Annotated in this window: 15 protein-coding genes and 3 pseudogenes; 5 read left to right on the top strand and 13 right to left on the bottom strand. The window is 71.2% G+C overall.

The genetic code is table 11. The features are described 5' to 3' along the window. Positions 1-19 precede the first annotated feature (19 nt). Together N8I87_RS36370 and N8I87_RS36375 are read right to left on the bottom strand one after the other, a co-directional pair. The gene (locus N8I87_RS36370) at positions 20-610 is read right to left on the bottom strand and encodes a hydrolase (RefSeq protein ID WP_263215106.1); all 591 of its coding nucleotides are present in this window, start codon (positions 608-610) and stop codon (positions 20-22) included. 7 nt (positions 611-617) lie between these two features. Then, positions 618-931: pseudogene (locus N8I87_RS36375) on the bottom strand (MFS transporter); the annotation flags it as partial. A 49-nt stretch (positions 932-980) separates the two neighbouring features. On the opposite strand from N8I87_RS36375, the gene N8I87_RS36380 reads away from it, so the two are divergent. Both N8I87_RS36380 and N8I87_RS36385 read left to right on the top strand, forming a co-directional pair. Next, positions 981-1,481, top strand: coding sequence for a metallophosphoesterase family protein (locus tag N8I87_RS36380; protein ID WP_263215107.1), 501 nt, complete (start codon positions 981-983; stop codon positions 1,479-1,481). A 23-nt stretch (positions 1,482-1,504) separates the two neighbouring features. Then, positions 1,505-2,098, top strand: a complete 594-nt coding sequence (locus N8I87_RS36385; protein WP_263215108.1) for a GNAT family N-acetyltransferase — start codon at positions 1,505-1,507, stop codon at positions 2,096-2,098. Between the two features lie 21 nt (positions 2,099-2,119). Here N8I87_RS36385 and N8I87_RS36390 read toward each other — a convergent pair whose 3' ends face one another. The 8 genes and pseudogenes from N8I87_RS36390 to N8I87_RS36420 form a co-directional block, all read right to left on the bottom strand. Beyond that, a complete protein-coding gene (locus N8I87_RS36390; RefSeq protein WP_263215109.1) occupies positions 2,120-2,743 on the bottom strand; it encodes an SRPBCC family protein in 624 nt (207 codons plus the stop codon). Between the two features lie 31 nt (positions 2,744-2,774). Continuing rightward, on the bottom strand, positions 2,775-3,881 hold the full coding sequence (locus N8I87_RS36395) for an XdhC family protein (RefSeq protein WP_263215110.1): 1,107 nt from the start codon (positions 3,879-3,881) through the stop codon (positions 2,775-2,777). Between the two features lie 26 nt (positions 3,882-3,907). Continuing rightward, the gene (locus N8I87_RS36400; RefSeq protein ID WP_263215111.1) at positions 3,908-4,714 is read right to left on the bottom strand and encodes a vWA domain-containing protein; all 807 of its coding nucleotides are present in this window, start codon (positions 4,712-4,714) and stop codon (positions 3,908-3,910) included. Positions 4,715-4,920: 206 nt separating this feature from the next. Further along, positions 4,921-5,088: pseudogene (locus N8I87_RS44875) on the bottom strand (hypothetical protein); the annotation flags it as partial. Further along, complete coding sequence (locus N8I87_RS36405; RefSeq protein WP_263215112.1) at positions 5,085-5,960, bottom strand: AAA family ATPase; 876 nt, start codon at positions 5,958-5,960, stop codon at positions 5,085-5,087. The gene N8I87_RS36405 and the pseudogene N8I87_RS44875, both read right to left, overlap by 4 nt. Before the next feature lie 15 nt (positions 5,961-5,975). Next, entirely contained in the window at positions 5,976-6,830 is an 855-nt protein-coding gene (locus N8I87_RS36410; protein ID WP_263215113.1) for an FAD binding domain-containing protein, read from the bottom strand. Further along, the gene (locus N8I87_RS36415; RefSeq protein WP_263215114.1) at positions 6,827-9,208 is read right to left on the bottom strand and encodes a xanthine dehydrogenase family protein molybdopterin-binding subunit; all 2,382 of its coding nucleotides are present in this window, start codon (positions 9,206-9,208) and stop codon (positions 6,827-6,829) included. Before N8I87_RS36415 ends, N8I87_RS36410 begins: the two co-directional genes overlap by 4 nt. After that, entirely contained in the window at positions 9,205-9,687 is a 483-nt protein-coding gene (locus N8I87_RS36420; protein ID WP_263215115.1) for a (2Fe-2S)-binding protein, read from the bottom strand. Before N8I87_RS36420 ends, N8I87_RS36415 begins: the two co-directional genes overlap by 4 nt. A 417-nt stretch (positions 9,688-10,104) precedes the next feature. Here N8I87_RS36420 and N8I87_RS36425 point away from each other — a divergent pair, with 417 nt between their 5' ends. Continuing rightward, positions 10,105-11,967, top strand: coding sequence for a glycoside hydrolase family 5 protein (locus N8I87_RS36425; protein ID WP_263215116.1), 1,863 nt, complete (start codon positions 10,105-10,107; stop codon positions 11,965-11,967). A gap of 84 nt (positions 11,968-12,051) precedes the next feature. Here the strand turns inward: N8I87_RS36425 and N8I87_RS36430 are convergent, their stop codons facing one another. Further along, on the bottom strand, positions 12,052-13,305 hold the full coding sequence (locus tag N8I87_RS36430; protein ID WP_263215117.1) for a YncE family protein: 1,254 nt from the start codon (positions 13,303-13,305) through the stop codon (positions 12,052-12,054). A 180-nt stretch (positions 13,306-13,485) separates the two neighbouring features. On the opposite strand from N8I87_RS36430, the gene N8I87_RS36435 reads away from it, so the two are divergent. Both N8I87_RS36435 and N8I87_RS36445 read left to right on the top strand, forming a co-directional pair. Then, a complete protein-coding gene (locus tag N8I87_RS36435; protein ID WP_263215118.1) occupies positions 13,486-14,145 on the top strand; it encodes a TetR/AcrR family transcriptional regulator in 660 nt (219 codons plus the stop codon). Between the two features lie 349 nt (positions 14,146-14,494). Next, positions 14,495-15,025, top strand: a pseudogene (locus N8I87_RS36445) (alpha-galactosidase); the annotation flags it as partial. Positions 15,026-15,057: 32 nt separating this feature from the next. Here the strand turns inward: N8I87_RS36445 and N8I87_RS36450 are convergent. Then, positions 15,058-15,393 (bottom strand): hypothetical protein, encoded by a 336-nt coding sequence (locus N8I87_RS36450; RefSeq protein WP_263215119.1) that lies wholly within the window; start codon positions 15,391-15,393, stop codon positions 15,058-15,060. After that, entirely contained in the window at positions 15,390-17,015 is a 1,626-nt protein-coding gene (gene ctaD / locus N8I87_RS36455) for an aa3-type cytochrome oxidase subunit I (RefSeq protein ID WP_263215120.1), read from the bottom strand. Before ctaD ends, N8I87_RS36450 begins: the two co-directional genes overlap by 4 nt. Positions 17,016-17,046 lie beyond the last annotated feature (31 nt).

Consider the following 17,046-nt stretch of genomic DNA (forward strand, 5'->3'; position numbering starts at 1 on the left):
ACACAGGAGCCGGGGTTCGTCACTGTCCGTCGTGAGTTTTGGCCAGGAGGTCGAGGATGTCGGTGGTCGTCCCCGACTCGCCCAGCCGCGGGAAGATGCGCTCGACGCTGCCCCGGTGCGCCTCCGGGTCGCGGTCGGCCATGGCGTCCGTGGCGAGGGTGACGTGGTAGCCGTGCTCGTACGCGGCGCGGGCGGTGGACTCGACGCCGATGCTGGTGGCGATGCCGGTGAGGACGATCTGGGTGATGCCGCGGCGGCGCAGCTGGACATCGAGGTCAGTGCCGTGGAAGGCGTTCCAGTTACGCTTGGTGACCAGGATGTCGCAGGGGTGCCCGGAAAGTTCATCCACGACGGTGTCCCAGCCCTCGGCGAACGCGAGGCCGCCGGGACCGCGCTCGGTGCGGCCGGGGACGGCGTCGGCCCCGTCCGGGACGAAGGACACCCGGACCAGGACCACGGGGAGGTTCCGGGCCCGGAAGGTGTCGGCGAGTTCGGCCGTGCGGGCCACCACGTCGGAGGCGGTGTACGGCTGGGTCGGCATGCCCACGATGCCGTGCTGCAGGTCGATCGCGACGAGGGCGGTGCGCGGGTCGAGGGTGGTGAGCGACATGGGTCGATCAGGCCTTTCGGGGGGTGAGGTCACCGAGTGAACGGTCGGGGAGGGTGGTCGCCGGCAACCGTGACGAACCGGCGAGCATGAAAAGTGCCAGGGCGTGCAGCCCGGGCGTGTCGGCGCGGTGCGGGAAGAACGCCGCGGTCGCGGCGGAGGCGCCCAGCGCGCCGAGGTACATGAAGGTCCGCAGCAGTCCGGCGGCGGAGGCGATGCGCGCGGGGTCGGCCTGCCGGTACAGGACGTCTGGGCGGCGAGGCCGATGAGCCCCTGCGGCACGCCCAGCACGGCCCCGACGGTGAGCAGCATCCGGACCGGGCTGCCGGAGGCCTGCCGAGCCACGCCCCCCGACCTGCCCTAGCCTGTCCATGTGCGCCTGCTGCTGATGTCCGACACCCATGTCCCCGCGCGTGCCAAGCGCCTGCCGGAGCAACTGCTCGCCGAACTCCCGCACGTCGACGTGGTGTTCCACGCCGGCGACTGGGTCGACACCGCCACCCTGGACCTGCTGGAGAGCCACAGCCGCCGGCTGATCGGGGTGTACGGCAACAACGACGGCCCGGAGCTGCGCGCCCGGCTGCCCGAGGTGGCGTACGCCGAACTCGGCGGCCTGCGCTTCGGTGTCGTCCACGAGACCGGCCCCGCCGAGGGCCGGGAAGCCCGCAGCGCGGCCCGCTTCCCCGACCTCGACGTGCTGGTCTTCGGGCACAGCCACATCCCCTGGGACACCACCGCCCCGTCCGGACTGCGGCTGGTCAACCCCGGCTCGCCGACCGACCGCCGTCGCCAGCCCCACTGCACCTATCTGACGGCGACCGTCGCCGACGGTGCGCTCGAGGACGTGACGCTGCACCGTCTGCCGCAGCGGTAGGGACCGTGTGGCAGGATGCCGCGATGATCTCCAGCTCAGGCATCCCGCCGGTCGTCCCCGCAGGCCGTATGGCCCGTGACAACCAGCCAGTTCTGGCGCTGCCCAGCGGCCTGGAGCTGCGGCCGTGGCGCCCCGACGACGCCGACGCGCTGATGGCCGCCGGGCGAGACCCCGCGATCCGCCGGTGGAACCTCTTCACCGTCGAGAGCCGCGCCGAGGCCTGCCGCCGGATCGAGCGCATGCATGAGCGCTGGCGGGCCGAGACGGGTGCCGTCTGGGCCGTCGCCCGGCCGGGCGCGGCGGTGACGGGGCTCATCGGCTGGAACGACATCGATCTCGCGGGCGGCAGTGCCGAGATCGTCTACTGGGTCCTGCCGAAGGCCCGTGGTGGTGGCATCGTCGTCGAGGCGACGCGGCGGCTCAGCCGCTGGGCGCTGGACGAACTCGGCCTGCACCGACTGCGGCTGTGCCACTCCGTCGCCAACCCGGCGTCCTGCCGGGTGGCCGAGAAGGCGGGCTATCCGCTGGAAGGCACCATGCGCGGAGCACTGCTGCACGCGGACGGCTGGCACGACCAGCATCTGCACGCCCTCGTCCGGGGCGACGGCGACATCTGAACCCGTCGAGGGCGATGGCCGTCAGTGCCGCTTACGGCGTCGTACGCATGCCCGGATTCCCGCCACCACCAGCGCCACCGCCGCGGCGATCCCCGCCGCGATGCCGGCCCGTTTCGCCACCGGGACGCCGGCCGTGCGGAGCAGGTCCAGTGGCTCGGTCTCGGGCGGGAGCTCATCGGTGACGGTGGCCGTGGCGGTGGCCGGTTCGGCCAGGCGTTCCGACAGACAGGCCGCGAACTGGCCCACCACCCGGTCGCCCACCTCCGCCATCACCCCGCGGCCGAACTGGGCCGGGCGTCCGGTCACCGTCAGATCGGTGCGGACCGACACGGCCGTTCCGCCGTTCTGTTCGCTGAGCGTGCCGGTCACCGTGGCGCGGGCCGTGCCCTGGCCGCGGGTCTCGCGCCCGCTGGCGATCAGGACGATGCGGTGGGCGGACTCGTCCTGTTCCTCGAAGACGGCGGTTCCCTTGTACGTCACCGTGATCGGCCCGACCTTGACCTTCACCGACCCGGTGATGGTCTTGCCGTCGTAGTCCTCCACGGTCGCCCCGGGCATGCACGGCGCGACGCGCTCGATGTCGAGGAGCGCCCGCCAGGCGTCCGGGACCGGGACGGGGACGGTGAACTCGTGCTGCAGTTCCATGACTTACTCCTCGCGTTCGGGCTCCTCGTGGTCACGCGGATCCGGCGGGGTGGATCGCCCCCGCGGTCAGGGTCAGCGGCGCGCCGGTGCCGCCCCAGCGCAGCGCGACGATCTCGGCGGCGACGGAGATCGCGACCTCCTCGGGCGTACGGGCGCCGAGGTCGAGCCCGACCGGCGAGCGCAGCCGGGCCAGTTCAGCCTCCGTGAGACCGGCGTCGACCAGCCGCTCGCGGCGTTCGTCGTGGGTACGTCGGCTGCCCATCGCCCCGATGTAGGCGGCCGGCCGGCGCAGCGCCTCCTCCAGCAGCGGCACATCGAACTTCGGGTCGTGGGTCAGCACGCAGATCACCGTCCGCTCGTCGGTCTCCGTGCCGCTCAGATAGCGGTGCGGCCAGTCCACGACGACCTCCACGCCCTGCGGGAACCGCTTGGGTGTCGCGAAGACCGGCCGGGCGTCGCACACGGTGACCCGGTAGCCGAGGAAGTCGCCGAGGCGGGCCACCGCGGCCGCGTAGTCGATGGCGCCGAAGACCAGCATCCGCGGGGGCGGCGCGAAGGAGTGGAGGAACACGGTGACGTCGTCCTCGCGCCGCTCGCCGTGCGCGCCGTAGTGGCGCAGGCCCGTGGCACCGAGGGCGAGTTCACCGCGCGCGTCGGCGGTGACCGCGACGTCCAGACCACTCGTGCCGAGCGTGCCGGTCACCCTGTCGGGCCAGACGGCCAGCGTGGCCCCGCGCGGCGCGGGCCCGTCGACCACCGTGGCCACCGTCACCGGTTCGCCCGCGGCGACCGACGCGGCGACCGCGCCGAAGGCGGGGTCGGACTCGGCCGTGACGGGCCGCACCAGCAGGGTGATCTCGCCGCCGCAGGTGAGACCGACCGCGAAGGCGTCCTCGTCGCTGTACCCGAAGGTCTCCAGGCGTGGCTCCCCGCTCGCCACCACCTCCTGCGCGAGCTCGTACACCGCCCCCTCCACACAGCCCCCGGACACGCTGCCCACGACCTCGTCGTCGGGCCCCACCGCCATGGCGGCACCGGGGCCGCGCGGCGCGCTGCGGCTGACCGCGACGACCGTGGCCAGACCGAACGGGGCCCGCGCCGCGTACCAGCGGTTCAGCGCCGGCAGAATCTCACGCACGATCCGCTCCTCTCACACCGTTCCGGTCACACCCGTTCCGAGGCCCCCTCCGCATGGGCCAGCTCCGCATACGCCACCTCGACGGAGGCCGCCTCCGCCCCGCGCACCACCGCCGCGAGCCGTTCCAGCGCCGCCAGGCTGTGCCCCTCGACGAAGGCGTCCACGCTCGGCAGCGCCGCCGCCATCCCGGCGGCCAGGGGCGCATAGCCGGGACGTGCCTTGCGCGGATTGGCCCAGATCACCCGGTGCGCCAGCCCGTGCAAGCGTCGCATCTGTGCCCCGAGCAGCTCCGGATCGCCACGCTCCCACCCGTCCGACAGCAGCACCACCACCGCCCCGCGTGCCATGCCCCGCTGCCCCCAGCGGTTCAGGAACTCGCGCAGCAGCTCGCCCAGCCGCGTACCGCCGCGCCAGTCGGGCACCGCGTCCGCGACCGCGGCCATCGCCAGGTCCGGGTCGCGGTGCGCGAGTTCGCGGGTCACCCGGGTCAGCCGGGTGCCGATCGTGAACACCTCCGTACGTCCCCCTCGGGCCGCGGCGTGGGCGAACCGCAGCAGCGCGTCGGCGTACGGCGCCATGGAGCCGCTCACGTCCACCAGCAGCACGACCCGGCGGGGCCGCTCGACCCGCGCGTGCCGCCGCAGCCGGGCCGGCTCACCACCGCGCCGCAGCAGCTCCCGGACCGTCCGGCGCGGATCGACGTCCCCGCGCCGGGCCGGCCGCCGCCGCGCGGTGCGCCGTGTCTGCGCGCGCAGCGCGAACGCGGCCAGCAGCCGGTCGAGCTGGGCCCGCTCGGCGGCGTCCAGCCCGGCGACGTCACGGTGCCGCAGCACCTCGGCGGAACTGGCCAGCGTGGCGGTGGGCGGACCCTGGGGCCTGCCGTCGCCGGGGGCACGGGCGCCGGCGGGTGCGTCTCGCAGGCGGGGGCGCAGCCGGGGCGGGGAGCGGCCCGTACCGGCCGGGGCGTGGGCTCGCCGCCCGGCCCGAAGTACGCGGCGAACACCCGGTCGTAGCGCTCCAGGTCGTCCCGTCCGCCGCACAGTGTCAGCCGGCCCGCCCAGTACACATCCGCCCGCATCCCGGGCCGCAGCGCGTCCAGGGCCCGCAGGAACGCCTGCAGCCGGTCGGCGCTCGCGTCGATGCCCGCCGCGCGCAGGGCACGGGCGAAACCCAGCAGGACGGCATCCGCGGCAGGCACGCCCCTCACGCTCCCTTCGCGGCGAGTACCGCCGCGAGATCGAGCCCCCGGGCCCGCTCGGCGTCCTCCCGGTACTTGAGCACCGACCCCAGAGTCGCCACGGCCAGCTCGGCGTCCACCTCGCTCGCCCCCAGCGCGTCCAGGGCCTGCGCCCAGTCGATCGTCTCGGCCACCCCCGGCGGCTTGACCAGGTCCGCCGCCCGCAGCGCCTGCACCAGGCCGGTGACCTGCTCGGCCAGGCGCGCCGACACCTGCGGCAACCGGCTGCGCACGATGGCGAGTTCACGGGCGAACCCGGGGTGGTCGAACCAGTGATACAGGCACCGGCGCTTGAGCGCGTCGTGCACCTCCCGGGTGCGGTTCGAGGTCAGGACGACGACCGGGGGCACCTCGGCGCGCAGGGTGCCGAGCTCCGGGATCGTCACCGAGAACTCGGACAGCAGCTCCAGCAGGAACGCCTCGAACTCGTCGTCGGCCCGGTCGATCTCGTCGACCAGCAGCACCGACGGCTGTGTCTGCAGCGCCCGCAGCAGTGGCCGGGCGATCAGGAAGCGCCGGTCGTACAGCTCGCTCTCCAGCTGTTCCGCGTCCTTCACCCCGGCCGCCTCGGCGGCCCGCAGATGCAGCAGCTGACGCGGGAAGTCCCAGTCGTACAGGGCCTGCGAGGCGTCGATGCCCTCGTGGCACTGCAACCGGATCAGCGGCGCGTCGAGCGCCTGGGCGAGGGCGGACGCGAGCGCGGTCTTGCCCACGCCCGCGTCGCCCTCGCAGAAGAGCGGCCGGTGCAGCCTCACCGCCAGGAAGCAGGCGATGGCCAGACCGTCGTCGAGGAGGTATCCGGTCTCCTCCAGCCGGGCCCGCACCTGCTCCGGGTCGTCCATCCGGGTGATCGGCGCTCACCCCATTCCGGTGGCGGTCAGCACCGCCCGCTTGGTCAGCACCCGTGCGAGGTGCGCGCGGTACTCGGGCGAGGCCGACACGTCCCGCGACGGCTGGGTGCCCTCGGCGGCCGCCTCGGCGGCCCGCGCCACGGCCTGCGGGTCCCCGGCACCGGCCAGGGCCTGCTCGGCCGCGGTGGCCCGCAGCGGGGTGGCGCCCATGTTGGTCAGCCCGACGCGTGCCTCGGCGATGTGCCCGTCGTCGCGCCGTACCAGGGCCGCCACACCGACGATCGCGTAGGCCTGGGCGACCCGGTGGAACTTCTCGTAGTGGAAGCTCCAGCCGACCTTCTTCGGTACCCGCACCTCCACCAGGAGTTCGTCGGGGGCCAGCGCCGACTGGAGGTAGTCGAGGAAGAACTCGCGCGCCGGGATCGTGCGCCGTCCGCCCGGTCCGACGGCGACCAGTTCGCCGTCCAGGGCCAGTACCACGGCCGGGAGGTCGCCGGCCGGGTCGGCGTGCGCGAGCGAGCCGCCGAGGGTGCCCCGGTGCCGTACCGCCGGGTCGGCGACCGTGGCTGTGGCGGCCGCCAGCAGACCGGCGTGCCGGCGCACCAGCGGGTCGCGGATCACGTCGTGGTGCGTGGTCATCGCGCCGATGACGAGCGTGTCGCCGTCCTCGCGGACCCCGCGCAGCTCCGGGATCCGGCCGACGTCCACGACCAGCTCCGGGAAGGCCAGCCGCAGCCTCAGCAGCGGCAGCAGGCTCTGCCCGCCGGCCAGCACCTTCGCGTCCTCGCCCGCTTCCGCGAGCGTGCGCACCGCCTCGTCGACGCTCGACGGACGGGCGTAGTCGAATGCGGGGGGAATCATGCCGAGGCCTCCTTACCGGAACCCGCTGCCCGCACGGCCTGCCAGACCCGCTCCGGAGTGCATGGCATCCGTACGTCCTGCACGCCCAGCGGCCTGAGCGCGTCCACCACGGCGTTGACGACGGCCGGGGTCGAGGCGATCGTCCCCGACTCCCCGACTCCCTTGGCCCCGAGCGGGTTGGAGGTCGCCGGCGTCTCCGTCCGGTCGGTCACGAAGTCCGGCAGGTCAGCGGCCGACGGCACGAGGTAGTCGGCCATGGTGCCGGTGACGAGGTTGCCCTCGTCGTCGTACACGGCCTCCTCGTACAGCGCCTGGGCGATGCCCTGCGCGATGCCGCCGTGCACCTGTCCCTCGACGATCATCGGGTTGATGACCCGGCCGACGTCGTCGACGCAGACGTACGACCGGATGGTCGTCCGCCCGGTCTCGGTGTCGACCTCGACCGCGCACAGGTGGGTGCCGTGCGGGTAGGAGAAGTTCTCCGGGTCGACCAGGTGCTCGGCGTTGATGGTGGGTTCCATGCCGTCGGGCAGATCGTGCGAGGAGAACGTCTCGAAGGCGACCTCTTGAATGGTCCTGCGTGCCTCCGGCGAGCCCTTCACGGAGAACACGCCGCCGCTGAAGTCCAGGTCCTGCTCGCTGGCTTCGAGTAGATGGGCCGCGACCTTCCGCGCCTTCTCCACCACCTTCTCGGCCGCCCGGTGCACGGCCGCCCCGCCGACGACCAGGGACCGTGAGCCGTAGGTGTCCATGCCCTGCGGGGCCGCCTTGGTGTCGCCGTGCACCACCTCGACGTCCTCGAACGGGACGCCCAGCACATCGGCGGCGATCTGGCTCCAGCAGGTGACGTGCCCCTGGCCGTGCGGGCTGGTGCCGGTGACCACCTCGACCTTGCCGGTGGGCAGCATGCGGATGCTGGCCGCCTCCCAGCCGCCGGCCGCGTACCTGAGGTCGCGCAGCACCCGGCTCGGTGCCAGGCCGCACATCTCGGTGTACGTCGACACGCCGATGCCGAGGCGTACGGGGTCGCCGCGCTCGTTGCGCTTGTGCTGCTCGGCGCGCAGGTCGTCGTACCCGAACAGGGCGAGCGCCTTCTCGGTGGCCGCCTCGTAGTTGCCGCTGTCGTAGGTCAGTCCGGCGATCGACGTGTGCGGGAACTCCTCGTGCCGGATCCAGTTCCGGCGCCGCAGCTCCACCGGGTCCAGGCCGAGTTCGGCCGCCAGCTCGTCCATGATCCGCTCGATGGCGAACGTCGCCTCCGGGCGCCCGGCGCCGCGGTAGGCGTCGGTGGGGGTGCGGGTGGTGAAGACGCCGGTGCAGTTGAATTCGTAGGCGTCCATCTTGTAGATCCCCGGGTACATGAAGGCACCGAGGATCGGGATGCCCGGTGTGACGAGCATCAGATACGCGCCCATGTCGGCGATCAGGTCCACCTTCAGGCCGAGCAGCTTGCCGTCACGGGTGGCGGCGACCTCGATGTCCTGGATCATGCCGCGTCCGTGATGGGTGGCGAGATAGCCCTCGGAGCGGGACTCGGTCCACTTCACCGGCCGGCCGAGACGCCGGGCGACCGCGACCGCGATGGCCTCCTCGCCGTACACCTGGAGTTTGGAGCCGAAGCCGCCGCCCACGTCCGGGGCGATCACCCGGAGCTTGTGCTCGGGGACGCCGGTGACCATCGCCAGCATGATCCGCAGGATGTGCGGGATCTGCGTGGCCGAGTAGACGGTGTACTCGCCGGAGGCGGCGAGCGGGGTGACGACCACCGCGCGCGGCTCCATCGCGTTGGGGATGAGCCGCTGCTGGTGGTAGCGGCGCTTCACCGTGACCTCGGCGCGTTCCCGGACCGTGTCGAAGCTCTCGCCGGTGGCGAGCGGCCAGAGATAGCTGCGGTTGGTGCCCTTGTCGGAGTGGACCAGGGGGGAGCCCTCGGCCAGCGCGGCCTCCAGGTCGAGCACCGGGGGCAGCGGGTCGTAGTCGACCTCGATGGCCTCGAGCGCGTCGGCGGCCGCGTACCGGTCGCGGGCCACCACGACCGCCACCGGGTCACCGGCGTAGCGCACCTCGTCGACGGCGATCGGCGGGTGATCGGGCAGCACGATGTCCTCGGTCACCGGCCAGGCGCACGGCAGCGAACCCATTCCCTCGGCGAGGTCGGCGCCGCTGAACGCCGCGACGACACCGGGGCGTTCCAGCGCGGGGGAGACGTCGACCCGCGCGATGCGGGCGTGCGCCATCGGGCTGCGCAGAATCGCCAGGTGCAGCAGCCCGGTGACCTGGATGTTGTCGGTCCAGTTGGTCTGGCCGGTGATCAGCCGGGCGTCCTCCTTGCGCAGCCGGGCGCGTCCGACCTCGCCTTCGACGGCCTGATCGGTCATGCCGTCACCTCCTCGGCCAGCTGTTCCCCGGAGGCGGCGAGCACCGCGCGGACGATGTTCTGGTAACCGGTGCAGCGGCAGAGGTTGCCCTCCAGGGCCTGGCGCACCTCGTGCGGGCCGGGGTGCGGGTTCTCGTTCAGCAGATCGCGAGCGGCCATGATCATCCCCGGGGTGCAGTAGCCGCACTGCAGGCCGTGCCGCTCGTGGAACGCGCGCTGCAGCGCCGTCCACTCGCCGTTCTCGGCCAGCCCCTGGACGGTGGTCACCTCGCTCCCGTCCGCCTGTACGGCCAGCACCGAGCAGCTCTTGACGCTCGCCCCGTCCAGGGCGACCGTGCACGCCCCGCAGTTCGAGGTGTCGCAGCCGATCGTGGTGCCGGTCAGACCGAGGCGGTCGCGCAGGTAGTGGGCCAGCAGCAGACGGGGTTCCACGTCGTCCTCGTACGTCGTGCCGTCCACCTTCACCTTGATGTGGGTCATGTGCCCTCCAGACCGTGCGGGCGTGGGAGAGGGAAATCAGCGACCTAACGTGATGTAGGTCACTCTATGGCCACCCCTTGGATGCGGCGAGTGCTGTGACCGGGTTTCGTTGAGCGTTAATCCATCCCCGCTCGGGCCCGGATACTGGTCCACCGCACGGGGCCGGTCGTCACTCGGAGGGGTCATGGGTGCACGCTGCGTGCATGTCCACCCGGCCGCTCGACTTCCCGCTCGACGGCGTGACCGTCGACCTCGGTCCGGCAGTCCACCCGGGTGGTCGTACTGATGGGCGCGGCCGCGGGACCCGGCTCCAGCGGTGCCGCTTCGTCCCCGGCCTCGGCCCGGCGAGGTGCGGCCGAAACAGAACTTACTTCGGAGTCAGGAGGGTTGACGGTGTCCGGAAATCACCGGACTGTAATGGACATGGCAAATATCCGGGCGCGTTTGTTCGTTGTCCTGGTTGTCCTCTGTGGATTCCTGGTGGTGGCGGGCACCTCGCCCGCCACCGCCGCCACCCCTTCCGACTCCCTCTGGTTCGACGGCACCGCCCTCACGGTGCACAGCGGCCGCTTCGTCGACGGCCAGGGCCGCGAGGTCGTGCTGCGCGGCTACAACGTCTCCGGCGAGACCAAGCTGGAGGAGAACGGCGGCCTGCCCTTCGCCTCGGTCGCCGACGCACGGAAGTCGGCCACCGCGCTGCGTGCCCTCGGCGGCGGCAACGCGGTCCGCTTCCTGCTCTCCTGGGCCCGCGCCGAGCCCGTGCGGGGCCAGGTGGACACCGCGTATCTGGCCGCCGCCACCGACCAGATGCGCGCCTTCCTCGACGTCGGCATCCGCGTCTACCCCGACTTCCATCAGGACCTCTACTCCCGCCACCTGTTCGACGCGGGCAGCTGGTACACCGGCGACGGCGCCCCCGAGTGGGCGGTGGACCTCGGCGGTTACCCCACCGAGTCCTGCGGGATCTGCTTCTTCTGGGGCCAGAACATCGCCCAGAACTCGGCCGTGACGAAGGCGCAGTACGACTTCTGGCACAACAACTACGGCCTCCAGGACGCCTTCCTGGACACGGCGCAGTCGACGATGGCGTACCTCGCCCAGCATCTGACGGACACCGAGTTCACGGGCGTCGTCGGCTTCGACCCGTACAACGAGCCGTACGCGGGCAGCTACGACTCCGGCCAGACCAGCCGTACCTGGGAGCGGGACCTGCTGTGGCCCTTCTACCAGAGGTTCCGGGCCCGCATGGACGCGGCCGGCTGGCAGGCCAAGCCCGCCTTCGTCGAGCCCAACCTCTTCTGGAACGCCGACATCTCCTCCCAGAAGCAGGAGGGCGGACTGCTGGACGCGGGCACGCTCGGGTCGCGCTATGTCTTCAACACCCACTTCTACGACCAGAAGGCCATCTCCGGTGTCCTGATGTGGGGCAAGGCGGCCGACGGCCAGTACACGGCCGACTTCGGCACCATCCGCGACCGTGCCTCGGCCGCCGGGACCGCGGCCGTGGTCAGCGAGTACGGCCACCCCTTGTCCGGGACGGTGTCGGACAAGGCGCCGACCGTCCTCAAGGCGATGTACCAGTCCCTCGACTCCCGCCTTCCCGGGGCGAGTTGGTGGTCCGTCCCGGCGTCCTCCGGTCCGGTCCTGTCCGGCTCCCAGTGGCAGTGGGACCTCTACAACGGACGCCACCACGAGCTGATGAACGGCAACCCCGACAAGGTCCTCACCGCCGGCGACGCCTGGAACGACGAGGACCTCTCCGCCGTGCGGCTGGACGACTCCGGCGCGGCGGCCCTCCGGCAGGATTCCCGCCTGCTCGACCGGATCTACCCGAGCGCCACCTCGGGCACCACGGCCGCCTTCACCTACGAGGACCGCTCCCGGGACGGCTCGACCACCCTGACGTGGAACCCGGTGCCGAGCTCGCTCCCGAATGTGTCGCGCCTGGTGGGCTCCGGCCAGTACGGCGTCCTGGTGTGGCGCTCGGGCAGCGGTACGGCACCCACCGAGCTGCATCTGCCGGCCTCCTTCCCGGCGTCGGCCACTACCGTCGTCTCCGACCTGGGCACGGCGTACGCGCCCCCGTCGTACACCGCCTCGACCCCGGTCGGCGTGACCCCCGAACCGGGCGGCACCGGCAGCCGCCGCCTGCTGCTCACCGACTCCGACTCGGGCGCCTTGCACTACGCGCTGGTGACCAACGGGGCCACGGCCCCGACCGCGGACCTGCTGAGCGCCGCGCGGTCCGAGCTGGCGGCGTGGGCGGCGGCCCACTTCTGACAGCGGACCGGCCTCCGGGGTGGTGCGTGTGCACCCCGGAGGCCGGACGGCGGCTCCTCATGAGCTCAACTCGACGACATGAGGTCAACTCGACGACGGACCGGTCCAGTCGGACTGGACGTGGCCCAGCCGGACCCGCTGCGGATGGTCGCCGACCGCGACGGACGTCACCTTCTGCCCGGTCGCGAAGTCGATGGCGGTGACCTGGTCCGCGCCGCTCTCGGAGACGATGCAGTCCTTGCCGTCGCCGCTGACCGTGGCCCAGTAGGGCTTGGAGGTGGTGATCAGCGGGCCCTCCTGGAGGGTGGCGCGGTCCACCACCGTCGCGTAGTCGTCCATGGTGCCCGCCACACACAGCTCGGTGCCTGCGGGGTTCATCGAAATGCCGTGGTGGCGCGAGTCGTTGACCCAGGTGGTGCGGTCCTCACTGGTCGCGGGGTTCTTCGGCAGGGTTTTCATCCGGGTGATCTTGTCGGTGGCGACGTCGTACTCGAGGAAGCCGTTGAAGAACGAGACCTGGAAGTAGAGCTTCGACTCGTCGGGGGAGAACACCGCGGGGCGGACCGCGTCGGAGAAGTTCTTGAGGCCGAACGCGTCCAGCCGGTCCCGCATGTCGATGACCTTGACCTGCTTGTACGTCGTCGCGTCCACGACCGTGATGTGCCGGTCGCCCTTCGTCCAGTCCCAACCTGGGTCGTCGAGGGCGGTGTTGACGTCCCCGATGGACATGTTCCAGATGTACTTGCCGTCCTTGGTGAAGATGTTCTCGTGCGGTTTGTCGCCGGTGGCGAACGACCCCAGCTGCTTGCCGGTGTCGATGTCCAGCACATGCACGGTGTTCGCGGTCGAGGCGGAGACCGCGACGCGTGTGCCGTCGGGGGAGACGGCCATGTGGTCGGCGCGGTAACCGGCCACCGGGAAACGCCAGTTGATCTTTCCGGTGGCCAGGTCGATCGAGACGACGTCGGCGAAGCTCGGCCTGGAGACCACCACGGATCGGCCGTCCGGCGTGGAGTACATGTCGTCGGCGAACTGGTCGTGGCCCTCGCCGACGCTGTTGCGGATGGCCATGAAGTAGATCCATTTGATCGGATCGGCGTTGATCTCCGCCATCCGGGCGTCCTTGTCCGGGATGACATTGATCCGGCCGACCTTCGCGAAGTCGCCGCTGGACTTGATGACGTCCGCGGTGCCGTCCCAGTTGTTGCCGACGAACAGCACCTCGCGCAGGGAGGCGGCATCGGTGGCGGCCGTGGCGGCGGTCGCGGGGGCGGTGAGGGTCAGGACGAGGGCGGCTGCGGCTGCGGAGCAAAGGTGCCTGGGTCTGAAGGCAGGCATGACTGCTCTCTCCTCTGGGTGGGGTGTGGTGGGAGCGGTGCCATGACAGGGCGATGAATCTGAACACATGGGCATTCAGAGTTAACTTACTGAAAAGTAAGGTGGGGTGGCCTTCTCCACAAGACCGTGGGCGCGACAAAATTGGCTGCCTGGTAGGCGAGTTGGGGACGGGAGAGGATCGTGGGGGGCAGGCTCAGGCAGCCGACCGGCCGCTATGCGGGCAAGTCCGCGGAGGAGCGGCAGGCGGAACGCCGCCGGCGCTTCCTGGACGCGGCGCTCCAGCTCTTCGGCGACGCGCCGGGCTTCCGCGCCGCGACCGTCGCGTCCCTCAGTGAGGCCGCGGGACTGTCGACCCGTCAGTTCTACGAGGAGTTCCGCACCCTCGAGGACGTCCTCGCCGCACTGCATCTGCAGGTCAACAGCTGGGCCGAACAGGCCGTACTGGCCGCGCTCGCCGAGGCGGAGGGGCTGTCGCTCGCCGAGCGCGCCGCCATGATCTTCCGCGCGTACGCGGCGAACGTCACCGCCGACCCACGCCGCATCCGCATCACCTTCGTCGAGATCATCGGCGTCAGCCCGCGCCTGGAGGAACAGCGCCTCGCCCGCCGGGCCCGCTGGGTCGAACTGATCTGCGCGGAGGCGAGAGCGGCCGCCGCACGCGGCGAGGCCGCGCCCCGCGACTACCGCATCGCCGCGGCGGCGTTCATCGGCAGCGTCAACGGCGTGATCCACGACTGGAGCGCGGGCTGGGTGGACGCCACCCTGGACGAGGTGGTCGACGAACTGGTCCGCCAACTGCTGGGGATACTGCGGCCGGGGGGCTGGGAGGGGACGGCCTGAGACGGTGATGCAGGGCCCGCGACGCCGGGATGATCCAAGCCACCGCCCAGCCGCCCGGCCGCTCCACCGCGGCCAGTACCGGGCCCACCTCGTCCTGCGTGCGAATGCGGGCGCCCAGGGCTCGCGCGCGTTCGGTGAACCAATGGTCAGCATGTTGTCGCCGTCGGCCGCGAGCCCGCCCCAGCCCAGCCGGATCACCCCGCGCAGCCCGGCCCGCCGCAGCGCCGCCAGAACCAGTGCGCTCAGCAGCCCGGCGTCGGGAACGGTGGCGCTGCCCAACCCCTCGAACGCCGGTGGCGGGCCCGCGTCCAGGGACTTCCGTGGTCGGTGGGGGAGTTGGGCCTCGTCGAACGACCCCGACACGCCGACGGTCGGCATGTCAGGCTTCACTGCCGCCCAGAACCGCACCCACATGGCGCTGTGGGCGATCTCCGGCGCGCCGCTGCTGGCCGGCAACGACCTCACCACGACGACCGCCGAGACGGCCGCCATCCTTAAGAACTCCGACGTCATCGCCGTCGACCAGGACCCGCGAGGGCTCCAGGGCGTCAAGGTCGCCGAGGACACCAGCGGCCTCCAGGTCTACGGCAAGGTGCTCGCGGGCACCGGCAACCGTGCGGCCGTGCTGCTCAACCGTACCTCCTCCGCGCAGAACATCACGGTCCGCTGGTCCGACCTCGGTCTGACCGGCGCCTCCGCGACCGTCCGCGACCTGTGGACGAAGAAGGACCTGGGCTCGTACGCCACCGGCTACACCACCAGCGTCCCCGCGGGCGGCTCGGTGATGCTCAAGGTCGGCGGCGGCACCGAGGCGGCGAGCACGAGCTACAGCGCCACCTCCACCGGCAAGTACACCGGCGTGAGCACCGCGAGCACCGGCTACCAGCAGTGGTCCCGGACCTGACACCGCTCCTAAGCGGCGGCGAGCACCAGCAGACCCGTCGCCGCCAGCAGGGCACCGCCCAGTACGCACCAGGCCACCAGCCGCTGCCTCAGCGCCCGGTATCTGGCCTCGTACATGTGCCGCAGCTCCTCCGCGCGTCCGGCGGTGCGCTGCCACGAGGTGCGGGCCAGCGCCAGGTACTCCGTCTCGAAGTGCCGCTCCAGATCCTCCCGTTGACCGTCGGTGAGCCAGCCCAGCCGGGAGGCCGTACGAGCCGCCGCCGCTCGGCCCTCCTCCCGTGCGGCGGCGAGCAGCAGATGGCCCTCTATCTGCTGGACGAGCGTCCGCTCCTCCCTGGTGTTCATCGTGCGGTCAACTCCCGTTCCGTCGACCGCACCTGTGGATGGTGCAGGTCGAACGCCGGCGACTCGCTGCGGATCCGGGGCAGGGTGACGAAGTTGTGGCGCGGCGGCGGGCAGGAGGTGGCCCACTCCAGCGAACGGCCGTAGCCCCAGGGGTCGTCGACCTCGACCTTCTCGCCGTACCTGGCGGTCTTCCAGACGTTGTAGAAGAACGGGAGCAGGGACGAACCCAGCAGGAACGAGAAGATCGTCGAGACCGTGTTGAGCGTCGCGAAACCCTCCACCGCCAGGTAGTCGGGTATACGGCGCAGCATGCCCTGGGCACCCAGCCAGTGCTGGACCAGGAAGGTGCCGTGGAAGCCGATGAACAGCGTCCAGAAGGTGATCTTGCCGAGGCGTTCGTCGAGCATCTTGCCGGTGAACTTGGGCCACCAGAAGTGGAATCCGGCGAACATGGCGAAGACGACCGTACCGAAGACCACGTAGTGGAAGTGCGCCACCACGAAGTACGTGTCGGAGACATGGAAGTCGATCGGGGGCTCGGCGAGGAGAACGCCGGTCAGTCCGCCGAAGACGAAGGTGACGAGGAAGCCCAGGACCCAGAGCATCGGGGTCTCGAAGGACAGGCTTCCCCGCCACATGGTGCCGATCCAGTTGAAGAACTTCACACCGGTCGGGACCGCGATCAGGAAGGTCATGAAGGAGAAGAACGGCAGCAGCACACCGCCGGTGACATACATGTGGTGGGCCCACACGGTCACGGACAGACCGGCGATCGCGATGGTCGCCGCGATCAGGCCCATGTAGCCGAACATCGGCTTGCGGGCGAAGACCGGGATGACCTCGGAGATGATGCCGAAGAACGGCAGCGCGATGATGTACACCTCCGGGTGGCCGAAGAACCAGAAGAGGTGTTGCCACAACAGGGCTCCGCCGTTGGCGGAATCAAACACATGGGCGCCGAACTTGCGGTCCGCCTCCAGGGCGAACAGCGCGGCCGCCAGGACCGGGAAGGCGAGCAGGATCAGGACGGCGGTCAGCAGCACGTTCCACACGAAGATCGGCATGCGGAACATCGTCATGCCCGGGGCCCGCATGCAGATGATCGTGGTGATGAAGTTGACCGCGCCGAGGATGGTGCCGAAGCCGGAGAAGGCCAGACCCATGATCCACATGTCGGCGCCGATGCCCGGCGAGCGGACCGCGTCCGACAGCGGGGAGTAGGCGAACCAGCCGAAGTCGGCCGCCCCCTCGGGGGTGAGGAAGCCACCGACCGCGATCGTCGAGCCGAACAGGTACAGCCAGTAGGCGAACATGTTCAGGCGGGGGAAGGCGACGTCCGGGGCGCCGATCTGGAGCGGCATGATCCAGTTGGCGAAGCCGGCGAACAGCGGCGTCGCGAACATCAGCAGCATGATCGTGCCGTGCATCGTGAACGCCTGGTTGAACTGCTCGTTCGACATGAACTGCAGTCCTGGACGGGCCAGTTCGGCGCGCATGAGCAGTGCCATCACGCCGCCCAGGCAGAAGAATCCGAACGCCGTGAGCAGATAGAGCGTTCCGATGGTCTTGTGGTCGGTGGTCGTCAGCCACTGGACGGCCTTGACGTTTTTGATCCTCTTCACGTCCCGCCTGTGTCCGCGTCGGCCCCACCGG

The organism is Streptomyces sp. HUAS 15-9 (assembly GCF_025642155.1).
GTDB lineage: Bacteria > Actinomycetota > Actinomycetes > Streptomycetales > Streptomycetaceae > Streptomyces.

Excerpts from the sequence above, each read along its gene's own strand:
- N8I87_RS36370 (WP_263215106.1), bottom strand. The coding sequence starts at position 610 with ATGTCGCTCACCACCCTCGACCCGCGCACCGCCCTCGTCGCGATCGAC.
- N8I87_RS36385 (WP_263215108.1), top strand. The coding sequence starts at position 1,505 with ATGATCTCCAGCTCAGGCATCCCGCCGGTCGTCCCCGCAGGCCGTATG.
- N8I87_RS36390 (WP_263215109.1), bottom strand. The coding sequence starts at position 2,743 with ATGGAACTGCAGCACGAGTTCACCGTCCCCGTCCCGGTCCCGGACGCC.
- N8I87_RS36405 (WP_263215112.1), bottom strand. The coding sequence starts at position 5,960 with ATGGACGACCCGGAGCAGGTGCGGGCCCGGCTGGAGGAGACCGGATAC.
- N8I87_RS36410 (WP_263215113.1), bottom strand. The coding sequence starts at position 6,830 with ATGATTCCCCCCGCATTCGACTACGCCCGTCCGTCGAGCGTCGACGAG.
- N8I87_RS36415 (WP_263215114.1), bottom strand. The coding sequence starts at position 9,208 with ATGACCGATCAGGCCGTCGAAGGCGAGGTCGGACGCGCCCGGCTGCGC.
- N8I87_RS36420 (WP_263215115.1), bottom strand. The coding sequence starts at position 9,687 with ATGACCCACATCAAGGTGAAGGTGGACGGCACGACGTACGAGGACGAC.
- N8I87_RS36425 (WP_263215116.1), top strand. The coding sequence starts at position 10,105 with ATGGACATGGCAAATATCCGGGCGCGTTTGTTCGTTGTCCTGGTTGTC.
- N8I87_RS36430 (WP_263215117.1), bottom strand. The coding sequence starts at position 13,305 with ATGCCTGCCTTCAGACCCAGGCACCTTTGCTCCGCAGCCGCAGCCGCC.
- N8I87_RS36450 (WP_263215119.1), bottom strand. The coding sequence starts at position 15,393 with ATGAACACCAGGGAGGAGCGGACGCTCGTCCAGCAGATAGAGGGCCAT.